At 39.3% G+C, this 17,630-nt stretch carries 16 protein-coding genes; 7 read left to right on the forward strand and 9 right to left on the reverse strand.

Translation table 11 applies throughout. From position 1 onward, the window contains the following. Positions 1-133 precede the first annotated feature (133 nt). The 5 genes from QL995_RS00380 to QL995_RS00400 all read left to right on the forward strand — a co-directional run bounded on the left by QL995_RS00380 (position 134) and on the right by QL995_RS00400 (position 8,179). Positions 134-1,435, forward strand: coding sequence for a hemolysin family protein (locus tag QL995_RS00380; RefSeq protein ID WP_007582388.1), 1,302 nt, complete (start codon positions 134-136; stop codon positions 1,433-1,435). A 289-nt stretch (positions 1,436-1,724) separates the two neighbouring features. Then, positions 1,725-2,894: an efflux RND transporter periplasmic adaptor subunit gene (locus tag QL995_RS00385; RefSeq protein ID WP_010553970.1), complete on the forward strand. Its 1,170-nt coding sequence runs from the start codon at positions 1,725-1,727 to the stop codon at positions 2,892-2,894. A 12-nt stretch (positions 2,895-2,906) separates the two neighbouring features. Beyond that, complete coding sequence (locus QL995_RS00390) at positions 2,907-6,041, forward strand: efflux RND transporter permease subunit (RefSeq protein ID WP_007582390.1); 3,135 nt, start codon at positions 2,907-2,909, stop codon at positions 6,039-6,041. Next, positions 6,038-7,456: an efflux transporter outer membrane subunit gene (locus QL995_RS00395; RefSeq protein WP_290291509.1), complete on the forward strand. Its 1,419-nt coding sequence runs from the start codon at positions 6,038-6,040 to the stop codon at positions 7,454-7,456. Before QL995_RS00390 ends, QL995_RS00395 begins: the two co-directional genes overlap by 4 nt. Before the next feature lie 96 nt (positions 7,457-7,552). After that, positions 7,553-8,179, forward strand: coding sequence for a TetR/AcrR family transcriptional regulator (locus QL995_RS00400; protein WP_007582392.1), 627 nt, complete (start codon positions 7,553-7,555; stop codon positions 8,177-8,179). A 66-nt stretch (positions 8,180-8,245) separates the two neighbouring features. Here QL995_RS00400 and QL995_RS00405 read toward each other — a convergent pair whose 3' ends face one another. The 6 genes from QL995_RS00405 to QL995_RS00430 all read right to left on the reverse strand — a co-directional run bounded on the left by QL995_RS00405 (position 8,246) and on the right by QL995_RS00430 (position 13,910). Continuing rightward, positions 8,246-9,358, reverse strand: a complete 1,113-nt coding sequence (locus QL995_RS00405; RefSeq protein WP_007582393.1) for a HupE/UreJ family protein — start codon at positions 9,356-9,358, stop codon at positions 8,246-8,248. Continuing rightward, positions 9,355-10,380, reverse strand: a complete 1,026-nt coding sequence (locus tag QL995_RS00410) for a hypothetical protein (RefSeq protein ID WP_007582394.1) — start codon at positions 10,378-10,380, stop codon at positions 9,355-9,357. The genes QL995_RS00405 and QL995_RS00410 overlap by 4 nt, the downstream gene beginning before the upstream one ends. 53 nt (positions 10,381-10,433) lie before the next feature. After that, positions 10,434-10,943 (reverse strand): Ig-like domain-containing protein, encoded by a 510-nt coding sequence (locus QL995_RS00415; RefSeq protein ID WP_290291516.1) that lies wholly within the window; start codon positions 10,941-10,943, stop codon positions 10,434-10,436. An 11-nt stretch (positions 10,944-10,954) separates the two neighbouring features. Next, positions 10,955-12,547 (reverse strand): DUF4331 domain-containing protein, encoded by a 1,593-nt coding sequence (locus QL995_RS00420; RefSeq protein WP_290291519.1) that lies wholly within the window; start codon positions 12,545-12,547, stop codon positions 10,955-10,957. Positions 12,548-12,705: 158 nt separating this feature from the next. Then, positions 12,706-13,389 (reverse strand): anti-sigma factor, encoded by a 684-nt coding sequence (locus QL995_RS00425; protein ID WP_290291521.1) that lies wholly within the window; start codon positions 13,387-13,389, stop codon positions 12,706-12,708. Beyond that, positions 13,386-13,910 (reverse strand): sigma-70 family RNA polymerase sigma factor, encoded by a 525-nt coding sequence (locus QL995_RS00430; RefSeq protein WP_290291524.1) that lies wholly within the window; start codon positions 13,908-13,910, stop codon positions 13,386-13,388. The genes QL995_RS00425 and QL995_RS00430 overlap by 4 nt, the downstream gene beginning before the upstream one ends. A gap of 349 nt (positions 13,911-14,259) precedes the next feature. On the opposite strand from QL995_RS00430, the gene QL995_RS00435 reads away from it, so the two are divergent. Next, the gene (locus QL995_RS00435; RefSeq protein ID WP_290291526.1) at positions 14,260-15,879 is read left to right on the forward strand and encodes a diacylglycerol kinase family protein; all 1,620 of its coding nucleotides are present in this window, start codon (positions 14,260-14,262) and stop codon (positions 15,877-15,879) included. Between the two features lie 50 nt (positions 15,880-15,929). On the opposite strand, the gene QL995_RS00440 is transcribed toward QL995_RS00435, so the two are convergent. Then, positions 15,930-16,238 carry a VF530 family protein gene (locus QL995_RS00440; RefSeq protein ID WP_010553962.1) on the reverse strand — a complete coding sequence of 103 codons (309 nt, stop codon included), beginning with the start codon at positions 16,236-16,238 and terminating at the stop codon, positions 15,930-15,932. 54 nt (positions 16,239-16,292) lie between these two features. Continuing rightward, a complete protein-coding gene (locus QL995_RS00445) occupies positions 16,293-16,595 on the reverse strand; it encodes a DUF1496 domain-containing protein (RefSeq protein ID WP_008134362.1) in 303 nt (100 codons plus the stop codon). A gap of 138 nt (positions 16,596-16,733) precedes the next feature. On the opposite strand from QL995_RS00445, the gene QL995_RS00450 reads away from it, so the two are divergent. Beyond that, a complete protein-coding gene (locus tag QL995_RS00450; RefSeq protein WP_007582405.1) occupies positions 16,734-16,967 on the forward strand; it encodes a TIGR02647 family protein in 234 nt (77 codons plus the stop codon). Positions 16,968-17,000: 33 nt separating this feature from the next. Here the strand turns inward: QL995_RS00450 and maiA are convergent, their stop codons facing one another. Continuing rightward, a complete protein-coding gene (gene maiA, locus QL995_RS00455) occupies positions 17,001-17,630 on the reverse strand; it encodes a maleylacetoacetate isomerase (protein WP_197150548.1) in 630 nt (209 codons plus the stop codon).

The raw sequence follows: 17,630 nt of genomic DNA on the forward strand, positions 1-17,630 counted from the left end.
AGTTTAATCAATGTAACCTCATGAAATTAAATTACTTTAATATATTTTATAAATATAAATTGCCGCATTTTAAAAACCGATTATAATCCAGCTGCTTTTTGTTTAAAAAAGCACTAACTTTTTGGAGCGTTAAATGGGTGATTTAATCGGGATTAGCTTATTGATCTTGATCAGTGCGTTGTTTGCTATGTCAGAAATAGCAATTGCAGCGTCGCGTAAAATAAAACTGCGAGTAATGGCAGATGAAGGGAATATAAAGGCAGCAGCGGTACTAAAGCTACAAGAAAATCCAGGGGCTTTTTTTGCCATGATCCAAATAGCACTCAACGCGATAGCGATATTGGGTGGTATTGTGGGCGAGCAGGCCTTATCGCCTTATGTTGAAAGTGTGTTGGTATTGTTTTATCAAGGTGCGCATTTAGAAAAAATTAGCTTTTTATTCTCGTTTTTTACTATTACATCCTTATTTATATTATTCGCCGATTTAATGCCAAAGCGTTTAGCGATGATCATGCCTGAAGCGGTCGCTGTTAGAGTGGTTACAATAATGCGCTGGGTTACCTTTGCATTAACCCCGCTGGTAATGTTTTTTAATGGTGTCACTAACTTTGTGTTGCGCTTATTTAAAGTACCCGCTGAGCGAGAAGACAATGTGACAACTGAGGACATTGTTGCCATGATGGAAGCAGGTGCTGCATATGGCAGTTTACAAAAGCAAGAGTATGAACTCATTGGCAATGTGTTTGACCTAGAAGCACGATTTTTATCAAGCGTAATGACGCCACGCGACCAAATTGTATATTTTGATTTAAACGAATCTAGCCATGATATTGCGACTAAAATTATTGACCATCCTCATAACCACTTTTTAGTGGTGTCAGGAAATTTAGATAAGTTGCATGGCTCTGTTGAATCTAAAGATATTTTACGACAAGTACTAAAGGGCGAAGCCGCCAATATAAACGATGATCTCATTGATAAAGATGTTTTTTACTTACCCGAAACATTAAGCTTATCTGAAGCTTTAAATGCGTTTAAAAGTGCAGCAAAACCATTTGCTGTTGTCGTAAACGAATATGCGCTTTCGGTGGGCATTGTAACGGTAAAAGATTTAATGAAAGGGTTTATGGGTGATTTAATCACTCATCAAGGCGACGAATTAATCATAGAACGCGATAAAAATTCATGGCTTGTAGATGGCTTAACCCCAATTACCGATTTAGCAAAAGTACTTGATATAGAAGAATTTCCCGATCAGATGCACTATGAAACGGTCGCTGGCTTTTTAATTTACAATATGAAGCGAATACCTAAACGCGCGGAGCATTTAACTTTTTCAGGCTTTAAGTTTGAAGTTGTTGATGTAGAAGGAATTAGGGTAGAGCAGTTGTTAGTTTCAAGGGTTATTAACCCGCAGAGTGCTAATATCCTTTAAAATAAGGTGTGTGCTTTAGTTTTTATATAAATAGCCAAGCTGTATTTGCTTGGCTTTTTTGTGTCTGTTAAAAACTTCGTTTCTAAAATGAGATATTATTTCAATATGTTAAGTTGTTTTATTTTCATACAGTCTTGATTCTATTTTCATCTAATTAACATTAAATGCAACCTAAGACGTATATTGTACTGAGGAGTGTAAGTTTGTGTAAATTTCTTCTAATTAAGATTCATTATCAGCGCGTTTTAATTTAGAATGATCGTTCACTCTAAACTAAAAGGTATTTAACATGCAGCGTTCCCGCATCGCTTTATTTGTATTGTCAGCCCTCGTCGGTTCTGTTGCTTTAACTGGTTGCGATCAGGCTGCTGAGCAGTCACAAGCTTCAGCTCCTAAAGCTGTACCAGTGGGTGTACTTACATTAAAAAGCCAAGCGCTTACTCTCAAAAAAGAACTTCCTGGTCGTATCAGTGCATTTCAAATTGCTGAAATTCGCCCACAAGTAAGTGGTATTGTGCAATCTCGTTTATTTGTTGAAGGTAAAGAGGTTAAACAAGGCCAGGCTCTGTATCAAATAGACCCTGCGACATTTGAAGCAGACTTAGCAGCAAGTGAAGCAAGTGTTGCACGTGCTCAGGCGAGTATTTCAAGTAGTAAAGCTAAAGCATCTCGCTTTAGCGAGCTTTTAAAAATAAAAGCGGTAAGTCAGCAAGACTTTGATGAAGCAGATGCTGCATACAAACAAGCAAAAGCAGAATTATTAACGGCTAAAGCGCAGTTAAAATCGGCGCAAATTAACCTTGATTACAGCCATGTGTCGTCACCAATTAGTGGTCAAATTAGTAAATCAAGCGTAACAGTAGGTGCATTAGTAAGTGCCAATCAAAGTACTGCACTTGCTACAGTGACTCAGTTAGATCCAATTTATATCGATTTAACACAATCAAGTAATGAGCTTACCAAACTTAAAAAAGCAATATCATCAGGTGCTCTAAGTGTTGATTCGACTAGCCAAACTGACGTTGAACTTATTATGGAAGATGGTTCTGTTTATCCTCATAAAGGCACATTGCAGTTTTCTGAAGTGACAGTTGATCCAAGTACTGGCTCAGTAATACTACGTGCTAAATTTTCAAACCCAGAAAAATTATTACTGCCAGGCATGTATGCTCGAGCTTCTATTGTGGAAGGTGTTAAGGCGGGTGCTATTTTAGCTCCGCAACGTGGTGTTAGCCGTAATTCAAAAGGCGAACCAACAGCAATGGTTGTCAGTAAAGACAACACAGTAGAAAGCCGCGTATTAAAAGTAGATAGAACTATTGGTTCTGATTGGCTTGTTACTGATGGCTTAATGGATGGCGATAAGTTAATAGTTGAAGGTTTACAAAAAATCCGCCCTGGTGCACCAGTGAATCCATCTGAAATTCAATCGTCTACTAAAGCCGATCAAGCGCAATAACGGAGAGTTTTAATGTCACGATTTTTTATCGATAGACCGATATTTGCTTGGGTACTCGCTATTGTAGTGATGCTTGCAGGTATTTTGGCGATTAGGAGTTTACCTATTTCGCAGTATCCTTCAATTGCACCACCTGCAGTGAGTATTACTGCAACGTACCCTGGTGCATCTGCACGTACACTTGAAGATACGGTAACGCAAGTTATTGAGCAAAAAATGAAAGGACTTGATGGCCTGCTTTATATGTCATCTACGTCTGAGTCGAGTGGTTCTGCTACGCTTACACTTTCGTTTAGCGCTGAAACAGACCCTGATATTGCACAAGTCCAAGTGCAAAATAAACTAGCAACAGCGACTCCACTATTACCAGAAGCCGTGCAAAGGCAAGGTGTGGTAGTTGCAAAGTCAGCGCGTAACTTTTTAATGGTTTATGCTTTTGTGTCTAAAGATGGCAGCATGACCAATATTGATATTGGCGATTATGTTTCATCAAACGTGCAAGATATTGTCTCACGTGTTGAAGGCGTAGGTGAAGTGCAGCTGTTTGGTTCTCAGTACGCGATGCGTATTTGGTTAGACCCTTCAAAGTTACAAAATTATAAGCTGACACCTGCTGATATTAGTGCATCAATTAGTGCGCAAAATGCACAAGTATCTGCTGGTCAACTTGGCGGTATGCCTGCCGTTGATGGTCAGCAACTTAATGCAACAGTAACGGCTCAAAGTCGATTACAAACGCCAGAGCAATTTGAACAAATATTGGTTAAAACCAATCCAGATGGCTCTTTTGTACGTCTAGAGGACGTTGCTAGAGTAGAGCTTGGCGGTGAAAGCTACCGCGTTGTTGCTCGTTACGATGGGCAACCTGCATCAGGATTAGGTATTAAATTAGCCAGTGGTGCTAACGCACTTGATACTGCCGCTGGAGTTAAAAAAGCAATTGAAGAGCTAAAACCGTTTTTCCCTGAAGGGTTAGATGCTGTTATACCTTACGACACAACGCCGTTTGTATCGTTATCTATTGAAAAAGTTATTCACACCTTAATTGAAGCTGTTGTACTTGTTTTTGTAGTTATGTATTTGTTCCTACAAAACTTTAGGGCAACACTTATACCAACAATAGCAGTGCCAGTGGTTTTACTAGGTACGTTTGGTATTTTGTACACCTTTGGTTATTCAATAAATACGCTAACGATGTTTGCGATGGTACTTGCCATAGGCTTATTGGTAGATGACGCAATCGTTGTGGTAGAAAACGTTGAGCGCTTAATGACCGAGGAAAAACTCTCGGCACTTGAAGCTACGCGTAAATCGATGGATGAAATTAAAGGCGCGCTGGTAGGTATTGCCATGGTGCTTTCTGCGGTATTCATCCCAATGGCATTCTTTAGTGGCTCTACCGGTATTATTTATCGTCAGTTTTCTATAACACTGGTATCGGCGATGGGGTTATCTGTTTTAGTTGCTCTTATTTTAACGCCTGCATTGTGTGCAACGCTTTTAAAACCAAGCCATGTACATAACAATGAGACGTTATTTGGCCGATTTTTTACAGGCTTTAACCGTGGTTTTGATAAAACAAATTCAGGTGCACAAAGCTTTGTAGGCCGTATGCTTACACACTCTAAACGCTACTTACTTATTTATGGCGTGATTGTGGGCGGTATGGTTTATGTATTCTCAAGCTTGCCAACGGCATTTTTACCTGACGAAGATCAAGGTATTTTGTTTAACCAAGTATCATTACCGGCAGGCTCTACAACACAACAAACGCTTGAGGTTGTTAAGAAGGTAGAAAATCACTTTTTAAACGATCAATCTGAAGCTGTGAATGGTATTTTTACCGTTACTGGTTTTAGTTTTGCAGGCTCTGGCCAAAACTCAGCAATTGCCTTTGTTAACCTTAAACATTGGGATGAGCGTCAGCGTGACGAGTTATCTGTTCAAGGTGTTGCAGGTAAAGCGATGGGCTACTTTTCAACGATAAAAGAAGCGTTTGTGTTTGCATTCCCGCCACCTGCAATTGTTGAACTGGGTACTGCTAATGGCTTCAATATTTTCTTACAAGACCGTGTAGGCCTAGGGCATGACGCACTTTTAGCTGCGCGAAATCAGTTATTAGGTTTAGCAAGCCAAAGTCCAATTTTAGCGGGCGTACGTCCAAATGGACAAGAAGATATGCCAGAGCTGCAACTTGATACAGACCTTGCAAAAGCCGAAGCGCTTGGCGTGTCGCAAAACGATATTAACAGTACACTTTCGACAGCATGGGGTAGTAGTTATGTGAATGACTTTATTGACCGTGGTCGAGTTAAAAAAGTGTATATGCAAGGTGACGCACAATCTCGCATGGTGCCTGAGGACCTAAATAAGTGGTATGTGCGCAATGATAATGGCGATATGGTGCCGTTTTCAGCGTTTGCTAGTGCCTACTGGACGTATGGTTCGCCACGTTTAGAGCGTTACAATGGTTTTTCAGCAATGGAAATTCAAGGTAGTGCAGCGCCGGGTTACAGTACAGGCCAAGCAATGGATGAAATGGAGCGTTTAGTTAAACAGCTGCCTAATGGTATTTCGTCTGAGTGGACCGGTATTTCATTCCAAGAGCGCTCAAGTAGTGGTCAAGCACCTTTACTATATGGCTTATCGCTGTTGTTTGTATTTTTATGTTTAGCTGCACTTTATGAAAGTTGGTCGGTACCGTTTGCGGTAATGATGATTGTGCCACTGGGTATATTTGGTGCAATTATGGCAGCGCTAGGCGGTGGCTTATCTAACGATATTTACTTGCAGGTAGGCTTGTTGACCACCATTGGTTTGGCATCTAAAAATGCGATACTGATTGTAGAGTTTGCAATTCATAAAATGGATGATGGGCTTGGCTTAGTTGATGCGGCTATTGCAGCTGTACGTTTACGTTTACGTCCAATACTCATGACTTCGATGGCCTTTATTTGTGGTGTTTTACCGCTTGCTATTGCCTCAAGTGCGGGTTCTGGTGCGCAAAATGCGTTGGGTATTTCGATTATTGGCGGCACACTCGCATCATCAATATTAGTTGTTGTATTTGTACCGTTGTTCTTTGTGTTAGTTCGCCGTGTATTCCCTGGTAAAACTAACGAGACAACAAAGGAGAGCGCAGAATGAGCATTAAAACATTCAGCCTAAGTGCAATTGCTTTATTGGTGCTAAGTGGTTGTCAATTAGCGCCAGAGCAAAAAGACCTTGCTCTACCAGTATCTGATGCTTATGCATCAGATACTGGGCAAAGCGCTGCGCAGCAATTAAATTGGCAGCAGTTTTTTAATGATGAAAAACTACAAACCTTAATTACGCAAAGCCTTGAGCACAATAAAGACATGCAAATTGCAGTGCTTAATGTGCAGCGTGTTCGTGGTTTGTATCAAATCGAAGACTCTGCTTTGTATCCGTCGCTTGATTTAAATGCTTCTGGTACGCGCCAGCGTTTACCGGCTGATTTGTCGGGTACTGGCGATGCAGCTATTAGCTCGCAATACAGTGCAACAGTGGGCATTACGTCTTACGAGTTAGATATTTGGGGCAAAGTACGCAATCAATCAGCGCAAGCACTCCAAAATTTATACTCTACAGAGCTTAGCCAATACAGTACGCAGGTGTCTTTAATTTCAGAGTTGGCAAATGCGTGGCTTAGTTACGCGACGGACTTACAACTGCTAGAGCTTGCAAAAGAAACGCTCACCTCTCAGCAAGAGTCATTATCGCTTACGCAAAAAAGTTTTGATTTAGGTGCAACTTCTTCAATTACCCTTGAGCAGCTTAGAAGTACAGTTGCTACAGCAAAAGTAGACATAGCAACGTACAAACGTTTGTTAAAGCGTGATAAAAGTGCCCTAGATTTATTAGTGGGTAAATCTGTTTCAGCTGATTTACTGCCTAGTAAAGACCTGACTAACTTGATCAGCATGCCAGAAGTGCCGGTTGGTATACCGTCTGACCTGTTATCGCAACGCCCTGATATTAAAGCCGCTGAGCATTTAATGCTTGCTGCAAATGCCAATATTGGTATTGCACGTGCAGCGTTTTATCCAAGTATTAGCTTAACAGCCAATGCCGGGTCTGCTTCAAGTGATTTAAGTGGCTTGTTTGATTCAGGCTCGGGTACATGGAGTTTTGTGCCGTCAATTAGCCTACCTATTTTTAATATGGGACGTAACCAAGCAAATCTTGATGTAGCAAAAGCTGATCAAGAAATTGCAGTGGCTACTTATCAGCAAAAAATTCAAAATGCGTTTCGCGAAGTTGCCGATGCACTTGCTGATAGAGAAGGTTACCAAGAGCAATTAAGTGCCCTTGATATGCTTATAAGTAGCCGACAAATCACATTTGATTTATCAAAAATGCGTTACGAAAAAGGCGCAGATAGCTACTTGCAAGTACTTGATGCTCAGCGTACATGGTACGGCGCGCAGCAACAGTTAATTTCGGGTCAGCAAGCGTATCTTGCAAGCCAAATTAACTTGTACAAAGCGCTTGGTGGCGGATGGAACGTAACCAGTGAAACAGCTCAGGAAGAGAAATAATATTTGCGGCTTTTAAAGCCGCATTACATATTTATATAGCGAGACTATTTATAGCTCTTGCTTTACTGAGTTTATGACTTGGTAGTGGAGTTGAACATGAAGCCTAAAGCAAAAAGGCAAACAGATCCCGCGATAGCACTGGCTAGGCGCGAACAAATACTAACAGCTGCTGCAGAGTGTTTTCGCCGAAAAGGTTACCACGGTGCAGGCATGGCTGAAATATCTAAAACGGCAGGGATGAGTGCGGGCCATATTTATAATTACTTTGAAAGTAAAGAAGCCATTATAGAAAGCATTATTGAAAAAGACATGGAAGAAATGTTTTCTATCTTCCAACAGTTTGAAGATCACCCAGGTGATGTTTTAGCAGCTCTTTTAGATGGCTTAAACATTGGTGTGCAAAGGCACATGGACACAGGGGCATGTGTAGTTGATTTAGATATGATGGCTGAAGCAGGTCGAAATGTTAAAGTAGCTTCATTGCTACGTGATATGGATACTCAAGCACGCGGGCGCATGAGACAGCTTTTAACTAGCGAGCGAAGTGCGCTCAAAGACATTGATGAGCTTGAACTTGAAAGTCGAATTAATGTTATTTTTTCGATGATGGCAGGGTTATTACTTAGAAAGTTACTCTACCCAGAGTTAACCGAAGAAACAGTACTAATAGCGCTTCGCCCGGCGATGAAAACATTACTGATGCCATTTGATAAAGCGCAGTAACGCTCAAAATAAATAACCAAAAGTAAGCTAGCCAATACTTTGGCTAGCTTTTTTATTTTAGTCTATTTAAAATCGCTCGATTGACCACTGAAGTGCAATGATTGCGATAGCAACGGAGCCCATTGGCATTAACCACTTTTTATACCAAGTGTAGTGTCGTACATAAATGAGTATTGGTAAGGCTACTAGTAAGATACTAAGTTGACCGATTTCGACGCCTAAATTAAACGCCAATATACTAAGCAGTTGATAGTCGCTCGACAAGCCAAGCTCGCCAAGTACGCTCGCAAATCCCATCCCATGTAGTAAACCAAAAGCAAAAGTAAGCCAACCTAAACGAAGTACCAACGGCCACACATTATTTAATGCTGCAAATAAAACCGATATAGCAATTCCAAGCTCTACCCAGCGGCTATTTGGTGAGACTAAGTTCATAGCTGTTGCGGTAAGCGTAATAGAGTGCGCAAGCGTAAACGCGGTTACTATCCATGCTGTGTGTTTAATAATTTGTTTTTTAGAGCTAATACCTTGCCATGCTTTATCGCTGCGTTTTAAAACACAGGTAAGTAACAGGGCGATTAAAAATAAAATATGATCAATACCAATCCAAATATGTAAAACACCCTGATACACGTATTGATTAAACGTACTTAAATAACTTGTTTGCTCAAAGCTGAACGTTTGTTGTGCCTCGTTGATATTAAATACACGAGATACACCGTTTATATTTACGATGGATTTATGATTGGCATCGGTATTAAAAAAAGCAGAATAAGAAAGAGAAATTGCTTCATTGTCATCACAACTAAACAGCAGCGGAATAACCAAATAAGGCTGATTAAAATGGTTATCTAGCTGATAGATACCTTCACTTTTTAAAGGGCATGATTGCGCGTTTTGCGTGATATTTAAATTTTCTTCAATGAAGTTATTAATTGAGCTGCGTTTTGCTTTTATTTCTGTCCACGAAATTTGCCCGTTTTTATCTAAATCCAGAGGAACTGCGTGCTCTAAGTCGGCTATATTAATTTGCCAGGTACCCGTGTATTGGTTTTTGTTGGTGTCGTTATTGTTCTCGCTATTTAAGGTTATATAACTTGTACTTAGTTGATGGGCAAAGCTGTAAGTTGAAAAAATGCACAGCATTAAAGTGAGTATAAATAGATAAGGCGTTTTCATAGTGTGTCTCGTTGCATCGCTTTTGCTTGAATAAGTAATTGCTCATCGGTGCTCATTTTAGCCTGTTGCCAATTAATATGAGCCCAGTAAAGTGCTTTTTCGCGATTTGGTTGTACATCAAGGTAATATTTAGCTAAGTCACTTGCATGAAAAGAATCTTTGCGAAGCTCTCGTAGTGTAACTCTTTGCGCCATTGTATTTTGCCATTTTTTATCGCGTTTATTTAGTTTTTTTTCTGCGATTGAAAGTCTTAGCAAAATAGCATCCTCTAAATTACTTTTATCAGGAAGCAGTACGCTTAATGTATTTAATACTTGTTGTGGTTGATTTAGAGCAATTTGAATATCGGCCCATAAAACAATTAGGCTCACAGGGGCTTGAACTAAATCTACACTTTGTAAGTGAGACAATGCTTGTTTGTAGTTATTTAAACGATAGCTCATTTCACTTAAAACATGGTTTGTAGCTAGGCTAGTTTGATTATTATTTATAATTTTTACTAATGCTTGGTAGCTGTCTAAAACGCTTTCATGTTGGCTTTGTACATCGAGTACACAGGTGCTAGCAGTAATAGTGCTTACTTGCCCAATTAAGGCTACGCAGTGTTTTTTTGCTTGTGCGAACTTACCTTGAGTCATAAATATATTGGCTAGCAATAAATGGCTATTACTATGCTGTGGCTCTTTAATCAAAACGTTGTTAGCAATATCAATAGCTTCGTTGAAAAGGTGCTCTTTTTGTAAAACGCGAGCATATAAGTAACCAATTTGAGATGAGGGTGTTTGTTTATATAGCTGGGCTAAACGGGTTTTAAGTAGCCCCTGTAAGCGCTCTGTTTGGCCGGCATATTGGCTGTTAGTGACTAATGTATTTATCTCGTCAACAGAGAGGGAAGCACTAAGCGTTGAATTACTTTTAGCAATAACTGCATCATCTTTTGGGGTAAAAGGCGCAGCGCTTAACGCAAGGGGTGTTAGGCATAAAGTAATAAATGCGACGGACTTAAAAATTGATAAATGCATTATAAATATCCTTTGAAAAAAGCCATCCATGGCCTGTCAGCTTAATTACTTGGTTAGTTACCGTTTGTTGAAATTAATCCATCAACATCGGTATCGGTGTTTGTAAACACCCGACCGTTAACAGTTAACGGCTCTGCATTTGGGGCTTGAATAAATGCATCGGTTGCAAATTGAGCAAAGTCGACTTGTAGTGCGTCAATTGTAATGTTCACTGTTGCAGTTACTTGCGAATTAACGCCATCACTTACACCAAACATAAAACTATCTGAACCTGTCACTTCTTTATTCGGTGTGTAGGTAAAGTTACCATCGCTATTAACGGTAACAGTTCCAAGAGTTGGCTCACTTGTTAACGAGTAAGTCAGTGAATCGCCATCATTGTCGGTTGCGCTAAGCATATCGGTAATGCTTACTTCAGTTTGTGTAGTTAGTATTGCATCACTTGTGGTAGGCGCTGTGTTTACAACCGGAGTAGGCTGTTTTTTATCATCATCGCTACTACATGCTCCCAATGTTAATGCACTGAGGAGAACACAAATATGGGTAGTTTTTAAATTACGCATTATTTTACTCCTTATTTAGAGCCAGCAAGCGGTGTTGCAAGGTATGGGAATGATGAATCCATCATTGTTGCATCAATAGGTGCGCCGTCTGTAAATGGCACTGTGCCTGTATTAGCATCCTCTGGTGCACAAAGTCCTAAATCAGTGTCTTCACCATTTACAGGAATAGGATGACATAAACGACCCATCACAACACGAAGTGCAATATCAACCACATCATCACCCGGGCGACGACCATTTGGGAAGCCGGCTAAATCATTACCCGCTACACCAAATGCAGATTGATCAGCTTGCGCTGTTGCTGCAATGCCTGTATTTAAACGTAGCATTTCTGAAGGTGTTACAGTTGCTTGTTGATTAACGCCTGCAAAACCTGTTAAAAATGCAGTGATTAAATCAGTACGCGGGAAGTTTGTGGGTGCCAGTGTTTCTAAGTTTGCGCCAAGGGTCGTATTAACAGCATCTTTAAACAAAATGTTTAATAACTCTGGTAGTGCTGGATGAGATACATAATCTAAAAATTGTGCATCATCTTTAGGGTGAGCAGTAGAGAATGTGTCTTTGTCTTTAATGCCAATTACAAGCTCGTTTACAAGCGGGCTACCCAAGCGTGAAACTTGTGTTAAAGCACCACCATTAACGGCGTTATTAGCAAATTTAGCATTAGGGTTTAATACGCGAGCTTGAGGTAGGCTTGCTGTTGTCCACGAACCTATTACGCCGTTACCTTCACCAACAATACAGCTCTTAGGTATTTCGATAGCAATTGATGTTACGTTTTTATCTGCAAGGTCGTCGTTATCAGCTGATTGTGTTATACCACCTGGAAAACCACCGCCGTCACCAGCACCAGGGGCGCTATCACCCTCTACAGGTACATAGTTAACTAAATCAAATGTTTTACCTAGGTTAACTACAAATGGGTCTTTACGTTGTCCTACAAAAACTTGTGCCATGCTTTCACAGTTAGGAATTGAAACCTGATACACAAATTGGTCAGCGTAAGTTTGGTAATCGCTCATTGAACCAAATGTTTTATTGCCCACATAATCAAGTGGTTTAGAAAATGTACTTAAGTTTGATGCTGTGTTGTTTAATACCGTTGTTTCGCCAGTACGCTGCGCGCCGCTAATCATGCTCATTGTGTATGATTCACTAAAATTTGCAGCGCTGTCATCACCGGCAGATACACCGCCTACATTTTTAAGCGGTACAGACACGGTGCGTTGATTACCTTCAGGTCCAACAGTTAATTGCACACCTTGGTTATCATTAGGAAGCATGCTTTTAAAGTTAAACGCAAATGTAATATCTTCAACAGCATCGCCGTCGTTATCTATATGAATGCTGTAGGTAGCATCTGGGTCCATTGCAAAGTAATTAGGACCGCCGTATGCGTCTTGCAGTGGGATATAGTTAGCAATTAATGTTACAAAATCATCACGACCTTGCTCGTAACTATTAAATACATAAAAATCGGTTGAGTCTAAAGTCGGGAAACGGCTTATATTTGGCGCTTCTCTGTGGCTTGATGCTTCACTTGGTGCACTTACAAACGTACTACATATTACTACTGCGAGTATTGATGGAGTTAAAGCTTTCATGACTTTGTCCTTTAGTTTTGATTGAAGTCATAGCTAATAACGGGGCAGGATTTAAATTGGATGCAAAAAAGTTAAATTATTTTTATTTTTTGTTAAAAAAGTTTTGAAGAAGGTTGGCTGCTTTATTTAAGCAGCCAACTTTGGTCATAATAGTAGGGTTATAAAAGTACCAGCTCTGTGGTGTATAGTACCTCAGTAGGAGATCCATTTGGTGAGCCGCCAATAGGTTCTAAGCTTACGGCTAGCAATGCAATATCACTTGCGTTAAAACGGTTATCTTTTAATAATATTTTACTGCCTTGCTTGGGAAGTAAACCCAGTGAAATAGGTGCATCTTGCCCTTTTAAAATCATCCACAACTCATAATCTTTATTAGTTTGGGCAACCAATTGGCTACTGGCTTTAATTGAGAGCCCTTGCTCGTTAACATCAATAAACCATAATGATTGTTTATCTTGATTTTGAACCAAAGCAATTTGTTGAGTGTGCATAACATTGGTACTAGGTTGAATAACCAAAAAGGCTAAAACAATACACGCAGCAGTTGCCACAAAAGACCATGTACGCCAAATTGAAGGCTTGGTATGTATGACTGTTTTACTTGTTTGTGGCCTGTTTTCAATACGCTGTAGTATATTTACCCATACATCGTCACGTGGCGTTTGCGGTGTAATAGCACTCGCTAAGCTGTTTAGGTTTTGCTCCCATAGACTTGTTGCTTCACGTGCTTGATTTGAGTTAAGTAACAGACGCTGAAAACGCTTACGGGCAAGCCCTCTAAGTGTGCCAAGCACGTACTGCCCAGCAAGCGCGTCTAATAGTTCGGGTTTATTATAATTCATAATGTTAAACACCTTTGTAGCTGCATAAGCCCACGCCTGATCCAGCTTTTAACTGTACCTAACGGCGTTTCTATATGATCCACTAACTCGCTATGACTCAGCCCCTTATAATAAGCTAAGTGAATAGCTTGTTTTTGTTGCGGCTCAAGCTGTTTGATACAATTAACCAGTTTTGTTTCTTCATCGTAATTAACGTCAACACTTTCATTTTCATATTCGTCATCGCCTAACGACTGCTCTTTTCGTACTTTGTGATAGCGCAGTGAGTCAAGACTTCTATACCTAACTATACTTATCATCCAACTAATAACGGTGCCTTTAGAGGCGTTATATTCAGATGCGTTATGCCAAATTTTTATAAAAGCGTCTTGTAGTGCCTCTTCCGCATAAGCTCTGTTAGTGAGCATATTTAAACTAATAGCAAAAAGTTTGCCGCTAGTTTGTTGATATAAACTTGAGAAAGCATTTTTGTCTCCTTGTGCTGTTGCGCACAAAAGAGGGAGTAAATCATCGTTATCCATAGGGGTCCTGTTTTTCTTATTATCATTGAGTAAACGGTTGAGAGTGTGATTTGGATGCAAAAAATTTAATTGATTTTTAGATTAGCTGCTTTATACGTTAGTACAAGCAATAACCGATCAGTGTTTGAAATTTAGACGTGTAAGTATAATTTATTCACATGTTTGTAAAAAATGCACAAAGAGCAGATTGCACTTAAATTTATTTTATTATTAACATTACATATCAATAGCTTATGATTTTAATTTGAATTTGAAATGCCATTTATATGGCGTGATATTTGCAAAAGAGTACATAAAGCCGTTTAAATTAAAATTAGAAAATCGGAATTATTTACACAAAGGAGAGACTATGTGGGCTGCAATTGGTTATTCACTTTTAGCATTACTACTTATTTTTATTGGTTGGGAAGTAAACTCTGTTTACTTTGCTATTGTTTTTTATTGGACTGCACTGTCACTTTTATTGGTGAGTACCGCATATATTTTTAATACAGCAAAAATATTTAGAAAACGTGAAAATGGGGTGATCCCATTTTATATACGTTGGGCGTTTGTGCCATTTTTATTTGGTGTGCAAATTTATAATGCCTGGTCACGTAAGCGCGATAAAGTGCCGCCAATTCAAAAAATAAACGAAAACCTATTTTTAGCTTGCCGATTATTTCCCTCAGACATAGACACATTAAAAGATAACGGAATTACTGCAATTTTAGACGTTACGTGTGAATTCGACGGACTCGAGTGGAGTTCAACACAAGAGAATATAAATTACTTAAACATTCCGGTGCTCGATCATAGTATTCCTACCCATTCTCAGTTAAATCAGGCTATTAATTGGATACATCATCATATTAAAGAAAACCGTCGCGTAGTTGTACATTGTGCTTTAGGCCGTGGGCGGTCTGTTTTTGTAATGGCGGCTTATTTATTGAGTCAAAACAAAAATGCAGATGTACATGAAGTACTTGCACAAATAAAGGAAACCCGCGAAACCGCAAACTTAAATAAGCATCAGCTTCGTCATTTAGCTAAGCGTCATAAAAAAGGCGAGCTGCTGATTAAAAACAAAGCAGTTTTAATTGCAAATCCAGTATCTGGTACACGATTATGGCAAGAAAAAGAGCACTTAATTGTTGCGCGGTTATCGGCCTATTACGATTTAAAAGTACTTACTACTTCACAAGACGTAAACGGTATTGAGCTTGCTAAACAAGCGATTACGCAAAAACCAGACATGATAATAGCGTGTGGAGGCGATGGTACAGTGGCCGAAGTTGCAAGCGTACTTGTAAATACAAAATGTAAGCTAGGTATTATACCAATGGGGACTGCAAACGCACTTGCGCATGTATTGATGGGGATTAGCTCTAAATTTATTCCTGTTGAACAAGCTTGTGACTTAATTATAGATGGTCAAACAAGCACAATAGATACCGCTTATTGTAATAACGAATTAGTACTACTACTCGCGGGTATTGGTTTTGAGCAATCTATGATAGAAAAAGCAGATAGAGAGTCGAAAAATAAGTCGGGGCAACTTGCCTATTTAAATGGCTTTTTTGAAGCGTTTGGCGAGCAAAAATCACAGTTACTTAGTGTGAAACTCGATGATAATGAGCCGAAAGAAATATGTACAAATAGCTTTATTGTGGCTAATGCTGCGCCTTTTACAACGTTATTGGCTCAAGGTGGTGGGCAGCCAAATCATAGTGACGGGCTTCTTGATGTGAATTGGCTAACACCAAATAATGAAAATTCTACGACAATATTGAGTATTGCAGAACTGATGTTTAGCAGTTTAACGCAAACACATTTAGCTATAAATTCGCATCATACAAATGCTAAAAGAGTCGAGGTGACAGGCGAAGGAGAGCTTAAGTACGTACTTGACGGTGAAGTTAAAACTGCTCACAAACTCGTTATTACTATTGAGCCGGCCTCATTAAATGTGATTTGCAAAGAGCAATAAATCGCGCTAATTACAATCAAAAAAGGAGCTAAATTAGCTCCTTTTTTACATCATTTTTTAATTGATGGCCAAACAAACCCTGTTGTATCCGGCGCTTGAGAAGATGTTTCTCTCGGCGCACTTTTTGGTCTACGAATAGGTTTGTTATTTATAGTGTGAATATAAAGTGCTTCCACTTTATCGCGAGCCCAAGGCGTTTTACGCAAAAACTTTAAACTCGATTTAATGCTCGGTTGATCAGTAAAGCATTTGATTTTTACTTGCTCGCCAAGTGTTCTCCAGCCAAGTCGCTGTTCTAACTCAACAAGTATTTGTTCTAACGTTACCCCATGTAAAGGGTTTTTAGGTTGATTATCCATAGCCATACTACTTATTTAAACTGCGTGCATTGTAGCTCAAATCATCTTTTAGCGCTAATTCACAGTGATTGTTTTAGGAGCTGTTGGGTAAATAGCATTACCCTGTTTATCTATTTTAAGCCAAATGAGTTGGCTGTTACTGTGCTGGGGTGTTTTAGCACCGCACAAAAGTGTAAATGAGTGAATTTGTATTAATGCGCCTTCGCTATAGCGTTTGTTGTCGTACCAACAGTTTGATTCTTCATTTACAAACTGGTTTGCATCAATAATTGAATGGGTTTTAAGGGTTGTTGCTTCACTAAGTATTGAATACGATAAGCTGCTAAAACAAAAGCATAGAATTAAAAAGTTACGCATTAGAGGCCTTTAAATAGGGAGGGTTAAAAATAATACATTAAGCTAAAAAACGTGCTAGTGTAAAGTACACAAAGTGATTTTAATTATAAACTTAGTTACTCACAGAACAACTTGGATTCAAATAAAAAGGTGCACACAATGCAATTTAATCAAACAATGATCGAAGAATTCACACTATTAGCGAAGTTTCCTCGCGACAGTAAAATGCAGGGTATTAAATTACACTCAGACGCAGAGCCAAGCTTACTTAGTGCAGCGCAACGTTTATTTGAAAAAGGGATTATAGATAGCCCAGATGGCGGATATTTAACTGATCTGGGCTTAGATTTAATTGAGCACATTACGGTTATTCATAGTGCGCTACAAAGCTAGCTAACCTGAACTCTAGTTAGTTACTGAACTAGCTTAATTTGCATCGGGTTGATTTTGCGGTGCAGCATCATTAAATGCAGCTAATTTATTACAGTGTTCGTAAATAGCTGCAATTTTTGGATAAGCGCTCATATTTACGTTAAAACGAATTGCATTAAATACTTGCGGCACTAAACAAATGTCAGCAAGTGTTGGTTGATTACCAAAACAGTAGTCATCATTTTCGTTTAGCATCAGTTCTATTTTTTCAAAACCAACTTCTATCCAATGTCGATACCACTTATTTTTAGCCTCGTCATCAACACCTAATTCGTTCGATAAATACTTCAGCACGCGTAAATTATTAACAGGATGAATATCGCAGGCAATGGCAAAGCTTAAATTTCTTATTTGTGCTTTTTGCCACGCAGTTCCTGTAATTAATGGCGATTGCGGATAAGTTTCATCAAGCCATTCCAGTATTGCAAGCGATTGTGCTAAAACACCATCATCGGTTTCAAGTGCAGGTAGTAACCCTTGCGGATTAGTCGCTAAGTATTCTTCCCCAAGCTGCTCTGATTTTAAAAGGTTAACAATAGCAAGTTCATGATCGATTGCTTTTAAGTTAAGCGCTATACGCACTCTATAAGCCGCTGATGAGCGAAAGTAGCTGTATAATTTCAT

This window comes from Pseudoalteromonas sp. APC 3358, from assembly GCF_030408075.1.
GTDB classification, from domain to species: Bacteria; Pseudomonadota; Gammaproteobacteria; order Enterobacterales; family Alteromonadaceae; genus Pseudoalteromonas; species Pseudoalteromonas arctica.

Excerpts from the sequence above, each read along its gene's own strand:
- QL995_RS00380 (WP_007582388.1), top strand. The coding sequence starts at position 134 with ATGGGTGATTTAATCGGGATTAGCTTATTGATCTTGATCAGTGCGTTG.
- QL995_RS00385 (WP_010553970.1), top strand. The coding sequence starts at position 1,725 with ATGCAGCGTTCCCGCATCGCTTTATTTGTATTGTCAGCCCTCGTCGGT.
- QL995_RS00390 (WP_007582390.1), top strand. The coding sequence starts at position 2,907 with ATGTCACGATTTTTTATCGATAGACCGATATTTGCTTGGGTACTCGCT.
- QL995_RS00395 (WP_290291509.1), top strand. The coding sequence starts at position 6,038 with ATGAGCATTAAAACATTCAGCCTAAGTGCAATTGCTTTATTGGTGCTA.
- QL995_RS00400 (WP_007582392.1), top strand. The coding sequence starts at position 7,553 with ATGAAGCCTAAAGCAAAAAGGCAAACAGATCCCGCGATAGCACTGGCT.
- QL995_RS00405 (WP_007582393.1), bottom strand. The coding sequence starts at position 9,358 with ATGAAAACGCCTTATCTATTTATACTCACTTTAATGCTGTGCATTTTT.
- QL995_RS00410 (WP_007582394.1), bottom strand. The coding sequence starts at position 10,380 with ATGCATTTATCAATTTTTAAGTCCGTCGCATTTATTACTTTATGCCTA.
- QL995_RS00415 (WP_290291516.1), bottom strand. The coding sequence starts at position 10,943 with ATGCGTAATTTAAAAACTACCCATATTTGTGTTCTCCTCAGTGCATTA.
- QL995_RS00420 (WP_290291519.1), bottom strand. The coding sequence starts at position 12,547 with ATGAAAGCTTTAACTCCATCAATACTCGCAGTAGTAATATGTAGTACG.
- QL995_RS00425 (WP_290291521.1), bottom strand. The coding sequence starts at position 13,389 with ATGAATTATAATAAACCCGAACTATTAGACGCGCTTGCTGGGCAGTAC.
- QL995_RS00430 (WP_290291524.1), bottom strand. The coding sequence starts at position 13,910 with ATGGATAACGATGATTTACTCCCTCTTTTGTGCGCAACAGCACAAGGA.
- QL995_RS00435 (WP_290291526.1), top strand. The coding sequence starts at position 14,260 with ATGTGGGCTGCAATTGGTTATTCACTTTTAGCATTACTACTTATTTTT.
- QL995_RS00440 (WP_010553962.1), bottom strand. The coding sequence starts at position 16,238 with ATGGATAATCAACCTAAAAACCCTTTACATGGGGTAACGTTAGAACAA.
- QL995_RS00445 (WP_008134362.1), bottom strand. The coding sequence starts at position 16,595 with ATGCGTAACTTTTTAATTCTATGCTTTTGTTTTAGCAGCTTATCGTAT.
- QL995_RS00450 (WP_007582405.1), top strand. The coding sequence starts at position 16,734 with ATGCAATTTAATCAAACAATGATCGAAGAATTCACACTATTAGCGAAG.
- maiA (WP_197150548.1), bottom strand. The coding sequence starts at position 17,630 with ATGAAATTATACAGCTACTTTCGCTCATCAGCGGCTTATAGAGTGCGT.